Here is a 14608-nt window from a genome sequence, read left to right on the forward strand (position 1 = left end):
GCTAGCAGGAGGAATTGACGCGCGTCAGGAGTCCGTCGCAATTGCGCGGGTGTCGTCGCGCAGCCACCGCCAGGCGAGGGCGCCCACCCAGAGCTCGTAGCCCAGCGAGCCGATCGCGAGCGCGGGGAACGCCGCGCCGGTCAGCGTGGTCGCGGTCCCGATCGCGCTGATCGCCACGATGGCGACGCCGGTGCGCTGCAGCCACGGGGAGCTCTCGGTGAGTCGCAGGGCGAGCACGATCGCGAGCATGAAGAAGATGCGCGGCAGCGCCGAGAACGCGAGGGAGTACGGCGCGACCGTGTCCCAGCCGGCCAGCAGGCGCAGGTCGGTGCCCTTGCCGGCGGTGTCGATGGCGACGTCGTGCAGCACCGCGGCGTACGGCCAGACGAAGGCGAGCAGGGTGCCCGCCGCGACGGCGACCGTGGCGAGCGTGCCGGTGTCGTCGGCCCGGCGCAGCCGCACGTTGACGGCGCCGAGGAAGCCGAGCAGCAGGACGCCGGCGACCATGAAGACGTAGTTGCCGATCCGGAAGGCGTCCTCGTGGGCGAGGACCTTCTGTCCCCAGGTGAGCGGGTCCATCCCGGGCCGGCCGCCGTGCGGCAGCACGAAGATCGACATGCAGACCATGACGGTGAGCTGGCTGATGGTGAACGCCAGGCCGCACCAGGCGCTGAGTCGGGTGACGTCGAGGCCCGTCGTACGGGTGCTCGACCTGTCGGTGGAGGTGTCGGTGAGAGTCATGCCGAGGACCGTACGAACGCGGCGGGGCGCCCCACATCGACCGCAGGGCGGCTCCTCGGATCAGCCCCAGGGCTGAGGCGCGGCCGGGCGTCCGAGCCCTACGCTGCGTCGCGTGAGCGTGCCGAACCGCACCGATGCCGTCCTGGCGACGGCCTTCACGGTGCTCGGGCTGGTGCAGGTCACGATCTGGCCGATCGCCGACGGGGTCGTCGGCCATGTCTACGTGCTGGGTACGACGCTGCCGCTGGCCTGGCGGCGTACCCGCCCGGTGGCCTCGGCACTGGTGTCGACGGCGTTCTGGTTCGTGCCCACGGACGGCTACCCGATCCTCGGGTTCGTCAGCGTCGTGCTCCAGTTCTTCGCGCTCGGCAGCCGGGGTCGGCCGCGAGCGGTCGTCGCGGCCACGGCCGCGTGGGCGTGCCTCGCGACGGTCGTCGGGACGCTGCTCGGGCCCGAGTCGCCGGTCGCGGCGATCGGTGCCGCCATCGCGGTCGTCGCGCCGGTGCTGGCCGGTCAGCTGGTCGCCCACCTCGCTCGGCAGAACGCCGAGCTCGAGAGGCTCGCGACCCGGCTGCGCGAGGAGCAGCGACGTGCGGAGGAGTCGGCCGTCGAGGCGGAACGCGCGCGGATCGCCCAGGAGCTGCACGACGTGGTCGGCCATGAGGTCACCCTGATCGCCGTCCAGGCGGAGGCTGCGGCCTCCGCGCTGCGGGTGGCCCCCGATCGGGCGGTCGAGCCGGTCGAGGCGATCCGGACCACCGCCCACCGCACCCTCGCCGAGATGCGCGGCGTGCTCGACCTGCTCGCCTCCGACGACGGCGTCCACGGCGCCACCGAGGACGTCCGCGAGGTCGCCCGACGGGCCGCCGCGGCCGGGATCGCGAACGAGCTCACCGTCACCGGCGCGCCGGACGAGCGTCAGGAGCGCGCCCGGCTCGCGGTCAACCGCGTCGTGCGCGAGTGCCTCACCAACGCGGGCCGGCACGCGCCGGGTGCGCCGGTCACGATCGAGGTGGCGTGGACCCCGGGCGCCGTACGGCTCGTCGCTGCCAACGCGACCGACCTGGTGGCGGTGCCCGCGGCGGGTCGCGGCCTGACCGGCATGCGCAACCGGGCCGAGCTGCTCGACGGCGAGTTCGCCGCCGACGTGCGGGACGGGCGGTTCACGGTGCGGGTGGAGCTGCCGCTGTGATCCGGGTGCTGGTGGTCGACGACCAGGACCTGGTGCGCCAGGGCCTGCGGCTGATCCTCGAGCTCGCCGGCCTGGAGGTGGTCGGCGAGGCGCGGGACGGGGCCGCCGCTGTCGCGGCCACCGGCGAGCTGGCCCCGGACGTCGTGCTGATGGACCTGCGGATGCCCGGCATGGACGGCATCGAGGCGACCCGGCGCATCTGCGCCGAGCACCCGACGCCCGTCGTGGCCCTGACGACGTTCGACGCCGACGAGCACGTGGTGGACGCCCTGCGCGCCGGCGCCGTCGGCTACCTGCTCAAGGACGTGACCGGCGAGGCGCTGGTCGACGCCGTACGGCGTGCCGCTGCGGGGGAGCCGGTCGTCGCACCGGCCGTGCTCGCCCGGCTGATGGCCAACTTCGCGACCCGCCCTCCGGTCGCGGCCACCCCGCCGCCGGGCTACGACGAGCTGAGCGAGCGGGAGCGTGAGGTGCTCGCGATGATCGGTGCCGGTCGCTCGAACGCCGAGATCGCGGCCGAGCTGGTGATCAGCATGGCCACCGTGAAGACGCACGTGCGCCACGTCTTCGCCAAGCTCGGGCTGCGCGACCGGGCCCAGGCCGTGGTGGCGGCCCGGGACGCCGGCCTCAGCTGAGGAAGATCGGGTTCGTGAGGGCGAGCATCGTCGAGCCGCGCTTGACCTCGGCCCGCACGAACGACGTGCCGCCCGGCACCGTGGTGTCGAGGGTGAGCGTGCCGTCGGTGGCGACGGCGGTGCCGAGGGGAGGACCGCTCGGGCCGACCAGGGTCGCGGTGTCGCCCGCAGCGATGCCCGTCACCCCGAGGTGGACGGCGACGGTGTCGCCGGACCCGCTGGGCACGCGGTCCCCACACTGACCGCTGACACCGCCGAGCGTCGCGGTGAAGTCGAGGTCGATGCCCGACGAGGCCGTCACCCACGCGTGGCCGGCCCGGTACCCGGCGATGATCGCCTCGACCGAGAGGGTCTCGGCGCGCACGACCGTGTGCGCCGCGCCGATCTGCTGACCGGAGTTGTGGGAGTCGGAGTTGCCCACGGCCGGCAGGAACGTGCCCGCCACCAGGAGCTGGTGCCAGGTACGGAGAGCGTTCGCGTTGGTGAGCGCGTTCGTCCCGGACCACGGTCCGTTCCAGACCTCGATCGCGTCCATGTCGTCGTAGCCGAAGTCCCAGCGGATCGAGTCGACCGGGGTCGCCGGGTGCGCCGTGATCGCCAGGCCGCCGAGGTCGCGGACCTGCCGGGTGAACCGGCCGAGCTTGCCGTCCGCCGGCCGGTAGCGCCAGTCGATCCAGGTGCCGTGCGGACCCCGTGCGGGCAGACCTGTCGCGAGCCAGTGGCCGGCGCGCGTGGTGACCTCCTCGCCGGGGATGACCAGGAAGTCCGGGGGCACGTACTTGCCCCACGTGAGCTGCGCCGAGCTCGTGTTGTGCTCCGAGCTGCCGAGGAAGTCGAGCCCGGCCGCCCTGGCTGCGACGTACGCCTGGCGCTGCGTCTGCGAGCCGTCGGAGTGGACGGTGTGGACGTGCAGGTCACCGCGGTACCAGCCCGGACCCGTGCCCGGCACGGAGGTCGGTGCGGGCATCCGCTGGAACTTGTGGATCGGCCTGCCGTGGTGCAGCGTCACCCGGACCTCGTACGGCGTGCCCGGGCCGGTGATCTGGTAGGGCCCCAGCGCGATCCGCCAGCGACCCTTGCTGATGGGGCCCGGCAGATAGCCCGGCGTCGCGGACGTCCGGCTGAGCCGGAAGGACCGGCGGGCGCCGCCCGACCAGCCGCGGAAGCCCGCCGCGTTGCCGAGCCCGGCGCCGGACGGGTCGAAGATGCCGATGTCGACCACGTTCGCCGTGACCAGGCCACCGTCGGTCGGGGTGTAGCTGTAGCTCACCTCGATCGCGCGGACGCCGGCCGGCACGTGGAAGGGCAGGTAGACCCAGTCCGGGACCTTCGAGCCCCGGAAGCGCCCTCGGAACACCTTGGTCGTCGTCGTGCCGGCCACGGCCGGCTCGAAGGTCATCAGGGCGGCGGTGGTCACGGTGCCCGCTCCCGCGAGGAGCAGGGCGCGACGGTCGAGGTCGGTGCTCATGGTGCGCGCAGCGTAGCCCGGTCCGCCCGCCCCGCCACCCCTGCCGAGGACGCACTGGATTCCAGCCCGGGCGAGCGCCCGCCGTACGCTTGGCCGGTCATGACTGCCACGCCTGAGACCGCTCCGCCCGCGACGGGTCGCACGTACGAGGTCCGCACCTACGGGTGCCAGATGAACGTCCACGACTCCGAGCGCCTGACCGGGCTGCTGGAGGGCGCCGGGTACGTCGCCGCGCCCGCGGACGAGCAGGCCGACGTCGTCGTCTTCAACACGTGCGCGGTGCGCGAGAACGCCGACAACAAGCTCTACGGCAACCTTTCCCACCTGGCGCCGGTGAAGGCCGCCAACCCGGGCATGCAGATCGCGGTCGGCGGCTGCCTGGCCCAGAAGGACCGCTCGACGATCACCGCGAAGGCGCCGTACGTCGACGTCGTCTTCGGCACCCACAACATCGGCTCGCTACCGGCGCTCCTCGAGCGCGCGCGGGTGATGGAGGAGGCGCAGGTCGAGATCCTCGAGTCGCTCGAGGTCTTCCCGTCGACGCTGCCGACCAAGCGGGACTCGGCGTACGCCGCCTGGGTGTCGGTGTCGGTGGGCTGCAACAACACCTGCACGTTCTGCATCGTCCCGGCGCTGCGCGGCAAGGAGAAGGACCGTCGGCCCGGCGAGATCCTGGCCGAGGTCGAGGCGCTGGTCGCCGAGGGCGTCTCCGAGATCACCCTGCTGGGCCAGAACGTCAACGCGTACGGCGTGGAGTTCGGCGACCGTCAGGCGTTCTCCAAGCTGCTGCGCGCGTGCGGCGACATCGAGGGGCTGGAGCGGGTGCGCTTCACCAGCCCGCACCCGGCGGAGTTCACCGACGACGTCATCGAGGCGATGGCCGAGACCCCGAACGTGATGCCGCAGCTGCACATGCCGCTGCAGTCCGGCTCCGACAAGGTGCTCAAGGACATGCGCCGGTCCTACCGGCAGGCGAAGTACCTCGGCATCATCGAGCGGGTCCGCGCGGCCATGCCGGATGCGGCGATCACCACCGACATCATCGTGGGCTTCCCCGGCGAGACCGAGGAGGACTTCCAGGCGACGCTCGACGTCGTCCGGGCGGCGCGCTTCTCGGGTGCGTTCACCTTCCAGTACTCCAAGCGCCCCGGCACCCCCGCGGCGACGCTCGACGACCAGGTCCCGCCCGAGGTGGTCAAGGACCGCTACGAGCGGCTGGCCGCACTGGTCAACGAGATCGCGTGGGAGGAGAACAAGCGCCTCGTCGGCCGTCGCGTCGAGCTGATGGTCTCCGAGGGAGAGGGCCGCAAGGACAAGGCCACGCACCGGCTCTCCGGCCGCGGACCCGACAACCGCCTCGTGCACTTCGCGCCGCCCGAGGGCGTCGACGTCCGGCCGGGCGACATGGTCACCGTCGAGATCACGTACGCCGCCCCGCACCACCTCGTGGCGGACGGTCCCGCCACCGACGTACGCCGCACCCGGTCGGGCGATGCCTGGCAGGCGCGCACCTCCTCCCCGGCGCCCGCCGGGGTGTCCCTGGGCATGCCGGCGATCGGCGTACCCGCCCCGCTGCCGGAGGCCGACGCCTGTGCCCGCTGACGCACCGACCATCCTCGCCACCTCGGGTGGCTGGGCGACCGCCGACCGGATCCGCTGGGGCGTCGGCCCGCTGACCGACCTCGCGATCGAGCTCTCCGGGGTCACCGGCCGCGCGCCGAAGGTGACCTTCCTCGGCACCGCCTGCGGCGACGACCCGAAGCTCTACCACGAGTTCTACTCCGCGGCGCAGCGCCGCGGCCTGCACGCCTCGCACCTCCAGCTGTTCACGATGCCGAACGTCGACGACGTCACCGCGCACCTGCTCGAGCAGGACGTCGTGTGGGTCTGGGGCGGCAGCGTCGCCGGCCTGCTGGCGATGTGGCGGCTGCACGGCGTCGACGAGGCGATGCGCACCGCCTGGGAGGCCGGTGTCGTGCTGACCGGGGTCTCGGCCGGCTCGATCTGCTGGCACCTCGGCGGCACCACGGACTCGTTCGGTCCGCAGCTGCGCCCGATCACCAACGGCCTGGGCCTGCTGCCGTGGTCCAACGGCGTGCACTACGACAGCGAGGAGCAGCGCCGCCCGCTCTTCCAGTCGCTCATCGCCGACGGCACGCTGCCGGCGGGCTACGCGACCGACGACGGCGCAGGCCTGCTCTATCGCGGCACCGAGATGGTCGAGGCGTACGCCGAGCGCGACGGCGCCGGTGTCTACTTCGTCGAGCGCGGAGCCGACGGCGAGGCGGTCGAGACCGAGCTCGACGTCACCCGACTGTCCTAGTCGGGGTTGTCCACAGGTCGCGAAAGCGTCCTTGATCGGCGTACCCGCGAGGCGGAGGCTGTCGCCCTCATCGGTCTCACCTCGGGAAGGACACCCTCCATGCGCACGATCACGATCGGGACGACAGCCGTCCTCGGCGCCGTCGCCACCATGCTCACCGCAACGTTGGCCGCTACGTTGACCGCGACGGCGACCGCCGCGTCGCCCGCCTCCGCCGCGGGCACTGCGGTACCCGTCTACGACGCCCGCGCGGCGCTGTCGCGCCACGACACGTGCGTCAAGGACGCCTCGACGGGCATCACCCGCCGCGCCCTCGTCCTCGACAACCGTCGGTCCTCGCGCCGGGTGCAGTTCAAGGTCGTCCGCGCCGGCGACCGGGTCGCCGGTCCGGTCGTCTACCAGTGGGTCGGCGCGCACCGGAAGCGGACGGTCGTCGTGTCGGTGGCGCAGCGGACGACGGCCTCGGTGCGGGTCCGGGTCCCGGAGATGGGTCGCAAGAGGCTGGTGCTCTCGGCGCTCGTCCCGGCTCGCCCGTCGTGCTACGTCGCGACCGTCCACCCGGTGGCTGCACTCGGCGGCGTGTCGTGCCAGGGCCCGGACTCGGTCGCCCAGGTCGTGCTCGACAACCGGGGCACCACCGACTCGACGATCGGCTACACGATCGCGTCGTCGTACGGCGATTCCTCCGCGTCCGTGGCGGTCCGGCCCGCGTCGACCGTCAACTACTACCTCCCCGTCCCCGCGGGGGGATCGACGCACGTCGAGGTGTCCGCGCGCGGCAGCAGGGTGCTGTCGACCGACGTCGCCGCCGTCAGCTGTCCGTAGGCCCCTCGGGGTTGTCCTCGGGGTTGCCCGTCGACTGCTCGGGCAGCGTCTCCTCGTCGGGGTCGCGCTCGTGCTCGGAGACGTCGCGCAGCCCGTCGGTCGCCTCCTGGCCGGGGCCGGTCGGCCCGACGCGCTCGCTGCTGACGCCCATCTCGCCGGACGCGCGAGCAGGACCGCTGGAGCCGGGCGTGGAGGACTGGAGCTCCTCGTCGCCGTCGCCGCTCATGCCGGCGACTCCTTCTCGGCCTCCTGGCCCGTGTTGCCGTCGGCGCCGTCGTCGTCCTCGGTCGCCTCGGTGGAGGTGTCCTCGCTGTCCGACACCTCCTCCTTGACGGTCTCCGGCGCCTTGTCGTCGAGCGCGGGGTTCTCGTCGGGCGTGAGGTCGGGGATCGCGATCGGGCCGCTGTCGTCCACGAGGGCGTCGACGCCCCCGGGGTTGGGCTCGCCGGGCTCGATGACGGGATCGGGCATGGGACCCAGGTCGTCGGACGTCACAGGTGCCTCCTCAGAATCCGAAGGTGGAGTACGCGGTGGTGGTACCCGTTCGCAGCCCCTCCAACACGGAGCGCTCGTGCGGCACCACGGGCTCCGGCAGCGCGTCGAGCGGGCACCAGCGCAGGTCGGCGGCCTTCTCGGGCTCGATGATGCGTGGTTCGCCCGACCACGACCGGGCCGTGAAGAAGAAGTCGATCCGCTGGTCGATCGGCAGCTCGCTGCCGTGACGCTGCATCGACGTCACGAACTCCAGGTCCAGGTCCGTGACCCCGAGCTCCTCGTGCGCCTCGCGGTGCGCGGCGTCGTACGCCGTCTCGCCCTGCTCGACGTGGCCGGCCGCGGCAGCGGCCCAGTGGTCGTCCATGTAGCCGGTGTGCTGCCGCAGTTGGAGGAGCACCTCGGTGCCCGAGGTGCGATCCCGCAGCAGGAAGACGTACGACGCCGGCACGACCACGAAGCGGCCGTGCGTGGGGCTCTGCGTCACTCCTCGTCCTCGTCGTCCTCGACGTCGTGCGGGGTCAGCTCCGCCTCGCCCTCGCTGCCGTAGACGGTGCCGGTGTCGTCCGAGACCGGAGCCCCGTCGTCGGCCGGCTCGTCCTCGGGCAGCGGGTCCTCGTGGAGATCGAACTCACTCATGGCGCCACCACCTCAGCGGATGTCGTCGTTCTTGCCGTCCAGCTTGTCCAGGGCGTCCTTGGCCTTGTCGGCCCCGCCCTTGATCTTGTCGCCGTGCTTGCCGCCGGTCTTGTCGTCCACGAAGTCGGCGGCCTTGTCGATGCCGTCGGCGATCTGGTCGCCGTGCTTGTCCACGGCGTCCGAGACCGTGTCCTTGGCCTTGTCGAAGAAGCTCATCTCACTCACCTCCCGAGCCGTCGGACGGTTCGTCCAACGACGTCTCTGCATTCTCCTCCTGCTCGCCGGAGGGCCGCGGCGCGTCGTGCTCGTCGGGCAGCTCGCTGTCGTGCTCTCCGGGCGGCTTCGAGGTCTCAGTCATGTTTGCCAGACTAGGGTGTGGATGCCAACTGTGGCCGTCGCGAGCGTCGTCCAGCGCGTGCGATGGCGAGGCGCCGGAGCGAAGGCGTGCCAGCGGCACGTCGAGCGAACGGCAACGAAGCCAGCGTGCGTGATGGGCGGCGCGTAGCAGGCCACAGGCGGCATCCATACCCTTGTCATGTGAAGCCAAGCCGGACGGTCCCGATCGTGGCCGTCGTCGGTGCCACGGCGTCCGGCAAGACCAACCTGTCGCTCGACCTGGCCGAGCGCCTCGACGGCGAGATCGTGAACACGGACGCGATGCAGGTCTACCGCGGCATGGACATCGGTACGGCGAAGCTGCCGGTCGGCGAGCGCCGCGGCATCCCGCACCACCTGCTCGACACCCGCGACGTGCGCGAGCCCGCCACTGTCGCCGAGTTCCAGGACTGGGCGCGCGAGGTCGTGGCCGACCTGCGGGCCGGCGGGCGCACCCCCGTCCTGGTCGGCGGCTCGGCGCTCTACACCCGGGCGATCGTGGACCGCTTCGAGTTCCCCGCGACCGACCACGCGGTCCGGACCCGGCTCGAGGCCGAGCTGGCCGAGGTCGGCCCCGCCGCGATGTACGACCGGCTGCGTACGCTCGACCCCGACGCCGCCTCGCGGATGCTGGTCGAGAACGGCCGCCGCACGGTCCGGGCCCTCGAGGTCATCGAGCTCACCGGACGGCCCTACAGCGCCTCGCTCCCGACGCTCGATTACGCCGACCCGCACACCGTCCAGATCGGCGTCGACATCGACCGGCCGACCCTCGACGAGCGGATCGCGCGGCGGGTGGACCTGATGTTCGAGGCCGGCTTCGTCGCCGAGGTCGAGCGCCTGCTGACCGAGGGGCTCGCGGAGGGACGGACGGCCTCGGTCGCGATCGGCTACCGCGAGGTGATGGCGCACCTTCGTGGCGAGATCAGCCTCGACGAGGCCCGCGACCGCACCGTCTTCGCGACCCGACGGTTCGCTCGTCGCCAGGACGGCTGGTTCCGCAAGGACCCGCGGATCGTGTGGCTCCGGCACGACGACCCGGAGCTCGTCGACCACGCCCTGAGCAAGATCGGTCGGGCGATCGAGGGCGATTCGCCGCCAGACTGATCGCATGACCGCACGCGACCGTCTCCGCGAGCTCCTCGACGCGGTGCTCGACGAGGAGCACCGGAGCCTGGACGACATGGCACAGGGGGCGTTCTCGTCGCCGTACCACTTCGCGCGCCAGCTCTCGGCCGGCGCGGGGGAGCCGCCCGTGGCGATGCGTCGCCGGGTGATGCTCGAGCGCGCCGCGTGGCAGCTGCGGCGCGGGTCGTCGGTCACCGACGTGGCCTTCGGCGCCGGCTACGACTCCGTCGAGGGGTTCAGCCGTGCGTTCGCGAAGGCGTACGGGCACCCGCCCAGCCAGCTCGCCGAGCAGGACGCGGGCAGCCACTGGCTGCCGGCACCGAACGGCATCCACTTCCACCCGCCCATGTCCCTGTGGGTGCACACCGGGGAGCAGACCATGACCCAGCCGCTGGACCTGCTGGTCCACCACGACCTCGACGACACCCGCGACCTCCTCGTGCTGGCCAAGCAGCTGAGCGACGACGCCTACCGGCGCGAGCTGCCCGGCGGGAGCCGGGTGCACAGCTGGGAGGGGGAGGAGGCGTCGGTCGCGGCGGTGCTGACCAGCCTGGTGTTCACGAAGGAGGTCTGGCTCGCGGCGGTGCTGGGCGAGGAGTTCCCGGCCGCGCGCTCGGACGACGTGGGCTCCCTGCTCGACCGCCACGACGACGCCGCCGCGCGGTGGCTGGAGATGGTGCGCGACATCGAGCGCCGGCGGGCCTGGGACGACCGGATCGTCGACGCGCTCTGCGAGCCCCCCGAGAGCTTCGTGCTCGGCAGCATCGTCGCCCACGTCCTGACCTACGACGCGCACCGGCGCCTCGGCGTCCGCGCGATGCTGCGCGAGCACGGCGTCGAGGTCGACGAGGGCGACCCCATCAACTGGCTGCGACGGACGGAGACGGCATGAGGACGATCTACTACACGGCCAGCTCGCTCGACGGCTTCATCGCCGATCCGGACAACTCGCTGTCCTGGCTGCTCAGCCGCGACATCGACCAGGACGGCTTCATGAGCTTCGGAGGCTTCCGGGCCGAGATGGGCGCGGCCGCGGTCGGCGCCACGACGTACCAGTGGGTGCTCGACCAGGAGGGCGACGCCTGGGACTCCACGTTGCCGACGTGGGTGTTCACGCACCGCGAGTTCGCGCCGCGCGCAGGCGTCACGCTCACGACCGACGACGTGCGCGACGTGCACGCCGCGATGACCGAGGCGGCCGGTGGCAAGGACATCTGGCTGATGGGCGGTGGCGGCCTCGTCGGCCAGTTCGCGGAGGCCGGCCTGCTCGACGAGCTCTGGGTGCAGTACGCGCCGCTGACCCTCGGCGGCGGCGCGCCGCTGCTGCCGGACCGGATCGAGATGCGGCTCGAGGAGCACGGCCAGAACCGCGAGTTCCTCTGCGCCCGCTACTCCGTGGTGCGCGACGGCTGACGTTTCAGCCCGTCGAGACCGGGCACGGGAGTTCTATGCGCCGCCTCGGGATCGCCCTGTCGTCTGCCCTGCCTCTCGCCCTGCTCGCCACCCTGGTGGCCGCCCCGCCGGGCCAGGCCGCACCAGTCCAGGCCGCACCGGCCCGAGCGGGCTCTGAGCCGCCCAAGCGGGCAACCGCCCACGGGTCCGGCGGCGCGGTGACCTCGGTCGACCCCTACGCGACGCGGGTCGGGCTGCAGGTCCTGCGGGAGGGCGGCAACGCCACGGACGCCGCCGTGGCCACTGCCGCGGCGCTGGGCGTGACCGAGCCCTTCAGTGCGGGCATCGGTGGCGGTGGCTACTTCGTGCACTACTCCGCGAAGACGGGCAAGGTGCAGACGATCGACGGCCGCGAGACCGCGCCCGCGAAGATGCCGCACGACGCGTTCATCGACCCGGTGACGGCCGAGCCCTACAACTTCTCGCCGGAGCTGGTGACCAGCGGCGTCTCGGTCGGTGTGCCCGGCACGCTCGCCACCTGGCAGCGCGCGCTCGATCGCTGGGGCACCCGCTCGCTGGCGTCGTCGCTGCGGCCCGCCGCCGACCTGGCCGAGGACGGCTTCACCGTCGACCCGACCTTCCGCGGCCAGGTGGTGCAGAACGAGGAGCGGTTCAAGGCGTTCGTGCCGACCCGCAAGCTGTACTGGCGGGGTGGCCACGCGCCGCGCGTGGGCAGCACGTTCCGCAACCCGGACCTCGCCGCGACGTACCGGCTGCTCGCCCGCAAGGGCCCCGACGCCTTCTACCGCGGCGTGCTCTCCGGCGAGATCGTCCGCGCCGTGCGCAAGCCCCCGAAGACGAAGGGCACCACGCTGCCGGTCCCGAAGGGCTTCATGGTCAGGCGCGACCTGGCGCGCTACCGCGCGCTCGACCGCAAGCCGACGAAGATCGGCTACCGTGGGCTCGACGTCTACGGCATGGCCGGGTCGTCCTCGGGCGGCTCGACGGTCGGCGAGGCGCTCAACATCCTCGAGCGCTCGAAGCTGGGCCGGCTGCCGCGCGCACAGGCCCTGCACCGCTACCTCGAGGCGAGCGCGCTCGCCTTCGCGGACCGCGGCAAGTACGTCGGGGACCCCGCCCAGGTGAAGGTGCCGCTGAAGCGACTGCTGTCCGACAAGTACGCCGCCGAGCGCGCCTGCCAGATCGCTCCGCGCAGCACGCTGGCCAAGCCGCTCGAGGCCGGCGACGTCACGTCGTACGACGGCAAGTGCGGCACCGGGTCGACCAGCGCGACCCGCACCGACGACACCGAGAACACCCAGACGACCAACCTCACCGTCTCCGACAAGTGGGGCAACGTCGTCGAGTACACGCTCACCATCGAGCAGACCGGCGGCTCCGGCATCGTGGTGCCCGGGCGCGGCTTCCTGCTCAACAACGAGCTCACCGACTTCTCGGCCGTCTACGACCCCGCCGACCCCAACCGGATCGAGCCGCTCAAGCGCCCGCGGTCCTCGATGTCACCGACGATCGTGCTGAAGAAGGGCGAGCCGATGCTCGCCGTGGGCTCGCCTGGCGGGTCGACGATCATCACGACCGTGCTGCAGGTGCTGGTGGACCGCCTCGACCTCGGCATGACCCTGCCCCAGGCCATCGCCGCGCCGCGGGCCACGCAGCGCAACACCGCGACTGACCAGGCGGAGCCCGCCTTCGTGCGGCGCTACGGCGCCGCGCTGAAGGCCCTCGGCCACGACGTCGAAACCTACGAGGACATCTTCACCGGCACCCACGAGATCGGTGCCGCCACCGGCATCGAGTTCGGCCCCGGCAACCGGCTGACCGCGGTCGCCGAGCCGAAGCGCCGCGGTGGGGGTGCGGCGGCGGTGGTCCGCCCTCGGAATTGATGTCGGGGCGCGGTGACCGCGCCGGTACCGTGGTGGGGTGACCAGCACCCCGACCTGGACCGAGATCACGACCGTCGACGACCTCGTCGACCTGCTCGGTGAGCCGAACGCCCGTGCCCGCGACAAGGGGCGTACGGCGCTGCTCGACGTGGACCGGGACTGGCTGGCCGCGACGCCGTTCTGCGTGCTGGCGACGTCGTCGGCCCTCGGGGAGTGCGACGTGTCGCCGAAGGGGGACCCGTCCGGCCGGCTCGTCCACGTCCTCGACGACCGCACCATCGCGATCGCGGAGCGGCCGGGCAACAAGCGCGCCGACGGCTACAAGAACATGCTGCAGAACCCGCACGTCGGGCTGAACTTCTTCATCCCCGGTCGTGGCGACACGCTGCGCATCAACGGCCGCGCCCGGCTCGTCAGCGATGCGCCGTTCTTCGACGAGATGGTCGTCAAGGGACACCGGCCGATCCTGGCCGTCGTCGTCGAGATCGAGGAGATCTTCTTCCACTGCGCGAAGGCGTTCCTGCGCTCCGGCCTGTGGGACCCGGAGACCTGGGACCCGAACGGCACCGTCCCGCGGCGGGCGGTGATCGCACGCGACGTCGAGCCGAGCGACCTGAGCCTCGAGCAGCTCGACGAGTACTACAAGCCGGAGAACTACGCGAAGGGGATGTATGCCTGAGACACCCTCGTCCCAGTACCCCTTCCTCAAGGGCCACGGCACGGAGAACGACTTCGTGCTGCTGCCCGACCACGACGGCTCGCTGCACGGCGACCTGTCCGAGCAGCAGATGGCGGAGCGGGTGCGTGCGCTCTGCGACCGCCGGGCCGGCATCGGTGGCGATGGCGTGCTGCGCGTGGTCCGCGAGGGCGACCGGTGGTTCATGGACTACCGCAACGCCGACGGCTCGCTCTCCGAGATGTGCGGCAACGGCATCCGCGTCTTCGCCCGGCACCTGGTCGAGGAGGGTCTGGCCGACCCGTCCCGGCCGATCCCGATCGGCACCCGCGACGGCGTGAAGACGCTGACCGTCGAGGGCGACCTGATCACCGCCGACATGGGCTCGCCGCGCGTCCTCGGCGAGTCGAAGGTCGCCGTCCCCGGCCACGCCTGGGTGGCGCGGCACGTCGACATGGGCAACCCGCACGCGGTCGCGTTCGTCGACTCGCTCGACGACGCCGGGACGCTCCTCGAGGCCCCGGAGCACGACGCGGCGACCTACCCCGACGGCGTGAACGTCGAGTTCGTCGTACGCCGGGGCGAGCGGCACGTCGCGATGCGCGTCCACGAGCGCGGCTCCGGGGAGACCCGCTCCTGCGGCACCGGGGCCTGTGCCGTCATGGTCGCGGCCGCGGTCGCAGACGGGCTCGGCCCCGGCTCGGCGTACCGGGTCGACGTCCCCGGCGGCACGCTCACCGTGACCTGGACCGAGGACGACCGGGTGCTGCTGACGGGCCCGGCGGTGGTCGTGGCCCGGGGGACCACCTCGCTGTAAC

19 protein-coding genes are annotated in these 14608 nt (G+C 72.4%); 11 read left to right on the forward strand and 8 right to left on the reverse strand.

Going from position 1 to position 14608, the window contains the following annotated elements; genetic code table 11:
* Positions 1-24: 24 nt before the first annotated feature.
* Entirely contained in the window at positions 25-741 is a 717-nt protein-coding gene (locus ASC77_RS11935; RefSeq protein WP_056152657.1) for a hypothetical protein, read from the reverse strand.
* Positions 742-853: 112 nt separating this feature from the next.
* Here ASC77_RS11935 and ASC77_RS11940 point away from each other — a divergent pair, with 112 nt between their 5' ends.
* Positions 854-1933 carry a sensor histidine kinase gene (locus ASC77_RS11940; protein WP_056152661.1) on the forward strand — a complete coding sequence of 360 codons (1080 nt, stop codon included), beginning with the start codon at positions 854-856 and terminating at the stop codon, positions 1931-1933.
* Positions 1930-2568, forward strand: a complete 639-nt coding sequence (locus ASC77_RS11945) for a response regulator (protein WP_200944967.1) — start codon at positions 1930-1932, stop codon at positions 2566-2568. Before ASC77_RS11940 ends, ASC77_RS11945 begins: the two co-directional genes overlap by 4 nt.
* Here the strand turns inward: ASC77_RS11945 and ASC77_RS11950 are convergent.
* Entirely contained in the window at positions 2561-4036 is a 1476-nt protein-coding gene (locus ASC77_RS11950) for a CehA/McbA family metallohydrolase (protein ID WP_082574650.1), read from the reverse strand. The two genes, ASC77_RS11945 and ASC77_RS11950, sit on opposite strands and share 8 nt — an antisense overlap.
* Before the next feature lie 99 nt (positions 4037-4135).
* Here ASC77_RS11950 and miaB point away from each other — a divergent pair, with 99 nt between their 5' ends.
* The 3 genes from miaB to ASC77_RS11965 all read left to right on the forward strand — a co-directional run bounded on the left by miaB (position 4136) and on the right by ASC77_RS11965 (position 7184).
* A complete protein-coding gene (gene miaB / locus ASC77_RS11955; protein WP_056152664.1) occupies positions 4136-5638 on the forward strand; it encodes a tRNA (N6-isopentenyl adenosine(37)-C2)-methylthiotransferase MiaB in 1503 nt (500 codons plus the stop codon).
* Complete coding sequence (locus tag ASC77_RS11960; protein WP_056152667.1) at positions 5628-6359, forward strand: peptidase E; 732 nt, start codon at positions 5628-5630, stop codon at positions 6357-6359. Before miaB ends, ASC77_RS11960 begins: the two co-directional genes overlap by 11 nt.
* Before the next feature lie 99 nt (positions 6360-6458).
* On the forward strand, positions 6459-7184 hold the full coding sequence (locus ASC77_RS11965; RefSeq protein ID WP_056152670.1) for a hypothetical protein: 726 nt from the start codon (positions 6459-6461) through the stop codon (positions 7182-7184).
* Here ASC77_RS11965 and ASC77_RS11970 read toward each other — a convergent pair.
* Genes ASC77_RS11970 through ASC77_RS26625 form a run of 6 tightly spaced genes read right to left on the reverse strand, consistent with a single transcriptional unit; the run spans position 7171 to position 8673 of the window.
* Positions 7171-7410, reverse strand: coding sequence for a hypothetical protein (locus tag ASC77_RS11970; protein WP_056152673.1), 240 nt, complete (start codon positions 7408-7410; stop codon positions 7171-7173). The two genes, ASC77_RS11965 and ASC77_RS11970, sit on opposite strands and share 14 nt — an antisense overlap.
* Positions 7407-7679, reverse strand: a complete 273-nt coding sequence (locus tag ASC77_RS11975; protein ID WP_056152678.1) for a hypothetical protein — start codon at positions 7677-7679, stop codon at positions 7407-7409. Before ASC77_RS11975 ends, ASC77_RS11970 begins: the two co-directional genes overlap by 4 nt.
* 10 nt (positions 7680-7689) lie before the next feature.
* Positions 7690-8163 carry an NUDIX hydrolase gene (locus ASC77_RS11980; protein ID WP_056152681.1) on the reverse strand — a complete coding sequence of 158 codons (474 nt, stop codon included), beginning with the start codon at positions 8161-8163 and terminating at the stop codon, positions 7690-7692.
* On the reverse strand, positions 8160-8315 hold the full coding sequence (locus tag ASC77_RS26620) for a hypothetical protein (RefSeq protein WP_156391044.1): 156 nt from the start codon (positions 8313-8315) through the stop codon (positions 8160-8162). The genes ASC77_RS11980 and ASC77_RS26620 overlap by 4 nt, the downstream gene beginning before the upstream one ends.
* Positions 8316-8327: 12 nt before the next feature.
* A complete protein-coding gene (locus ASC77_RS11985) occupies positions 8328-8531 on the reverse strand; it encodes an antitoxin (protein ID WP_056152683.1) in 204 nt (67 codons plus the stop codon).
* Position 8532: 1 nt separating this feature from the next.
* The gene (locus ASC77_RS26625; RefSeq protein ID WP_156391045.1) at positions 8533-8673 is read right to left on the reverse strand and encodes a hypothetical protein; all 141 of its coding nucleotides are present in this window, start codon (positions 8671-8673) and stop codon (positions 8533-8535) included.
* Between the two features lie 179 nt (positions 8674-8852).
* On the opposite strand from ASC77_RS26625, the gene miaA reads away from it, so the two are divergent.
* Genes miaA through dapF form a run of 6 tightly spaced genes read left to right on the forward strand, consistent with a single transcriptional unit; the run spans position 8853 to position 14607 of the window.
* Positions 8853-9797, forward strand: coding sequence for a tRNA (adenosine(37)-N6)-dimethylallyltransferase MiaA (gene miaA, locus ASC77_RS11990; protein ID WP_235547606.1), 945 nt, complete (start codon positions 8853-8855; stop codon positions 9795-9797).
* Positions 9798-9801: 4 nt separating this feature from the next.
* The gene (locus ASC77_RS11995; RefSeq protein ID WP_056152687.1) at positions 9802-10710 is read left to right on the forward strand and encodes a helix-turn-helix domain-containing protein; all 909 of its coding nucleotides are present in this window, start codon (positions 9802-9804) and stop codon (positions 10708-10710) included.
* Positions 10707-11231 carry a dihydrofolate reductase family protein gene (locus tag ASC77_RS12000; RefSeq protein ID WP_056152690.1) on the forward strand — a complete coding sequence of 175 codons (525 nt, stop codon included), beginning with the start codon at positions 10707-10709 and terminating at the stop codon, positions 11229-11231. The genes ASC77_RS11995 and ASC77_RS12000 overlap by 4 nt, the downstream gene beginning before the upstream one ends.
* Positions 11232-11266: 35 nt before the next feature.
* A complete protein-coding gene (gene ggt / locus ASC77_RS12005; protein WP_056152694.1) occupies positions 11267-13114 on the forward strand; it encodes a gamma-glutamyltransferase in 1848 nt (615 codons plus the stop codon).
* Positions 13115-13151: 37 nt separating this feature from the next.
* Positions 13152-13793: a pyridoxamine 5'-phosphate oxidase family protein gene (locus ASC77_RS12010; protein WP_056152697.1), complete on the forward strand. Its 642-nt coding sequence runs from the start codon at positions 13152-13154 to the stop codon at positions 13791-13793.
* Positions 13786-14607, forward strand: coding sequence for a diaminopimelate epimerase (gene dapF, locus ASC77_RS12015; protein WP_056152701.1), 822 nt, complete (start codon positions 13786-13788; stop codon positions 14605-14607). The genes ASC77_RS12010 and dapF overlap by 8 nt, the downstream gene beginning before the upstream one ends.
* Position 14608: the final 1 nt, after the last annotated feature.

It is taken from the genome of Nocardioides sp. Root1257, from assembly GCF_001425175.1.
GTDB lineage: Bacteria > Actinomycetota > Actinomycetes > Propionibacteriales > Nocardioidaceae > Nocardioides.

Coding starts and splice junctions, on each gene's coding strand:
- ASC77_RS11935 (WP_056152657.1), bottom strand. CDS start 741: ATGACTCTCACCGACACCTCCACCGACAGGTCGAGCACCCGTACGACG.
- ASC77_RS11950 (WP_082574650.1), bottom strand. CDS start 4,036: ATGAGCACCGACCTCGACCGTCGCGCCCTGCTCCTCGCGGGAGCGGGC.
- miaB (WP_056152664.1), top strand. CDS start 4,136: ATGACTGCCACGCCTGAGACCGCTCCGCCCGCGACGGGTCGCACGTAC.
- ASC77_RS11965 (WP_056152670.1), top strand. CDS start 6,459: ATGCGCACGATCACGATCGGGACGACAGCCGTCCTCGGCGCCGTCGCC.
- ASC77_RS11970 (WP_056152673.1), bottom strand. CDS start 7,410: ATGAGCGGCGACGGCGACGAGGAGCTCCAGTCCTCCACGCCCGGCTCC.
- ASC77_RS26620 (WP_156391044.1), bottom strand. CDS start 8,315: ATGAGTGAGTTCGATCTCCACGAGGACCCGCTGCCCGAGGACGAGCCG.
- ASC77_RS11985 (WP_056152683.1), bottom strand. CDS start 8,531: ATGAGCTTCTTCGACAAGGCCAAGGACACGGTCTCGGACGCCGTGGAC.
- ASC77_RS26625 (WP_156391045.1), bottom strand. CDS start 8,673: ATGACTGAGACCTCGAAGCCGCCCGGAGAGCACGACAGCGAGCTGCCC.
- ASC77_RS11995 (WP_056152687.1), top strand. CDS start 9,802: ATGACCGCACGCGACCGTCTCCGCGAGCTCCTCGACGCGGTGCTCGAC.
- ASC77_RS12000 (WP_056152690.1), top strand. CDS start 10,707: ATGAGGACGATCTACTACACGGCCAGCTCGCTCGACGGCTTCATCGCC.
- ggt (WP_056152694.1), top strand. CDS start 11,267: ATGCGCCGCCTCGGGATCGCCCTGTCGTCTGCCCTGCCTCTCGCCCTG.
- dapF (WP_056152701.1), top strand. CDS start 13,786: ATGCCTGAGACACCCTCGTCCCAGTACCCCTTCCTCAAGGGCCACGGC.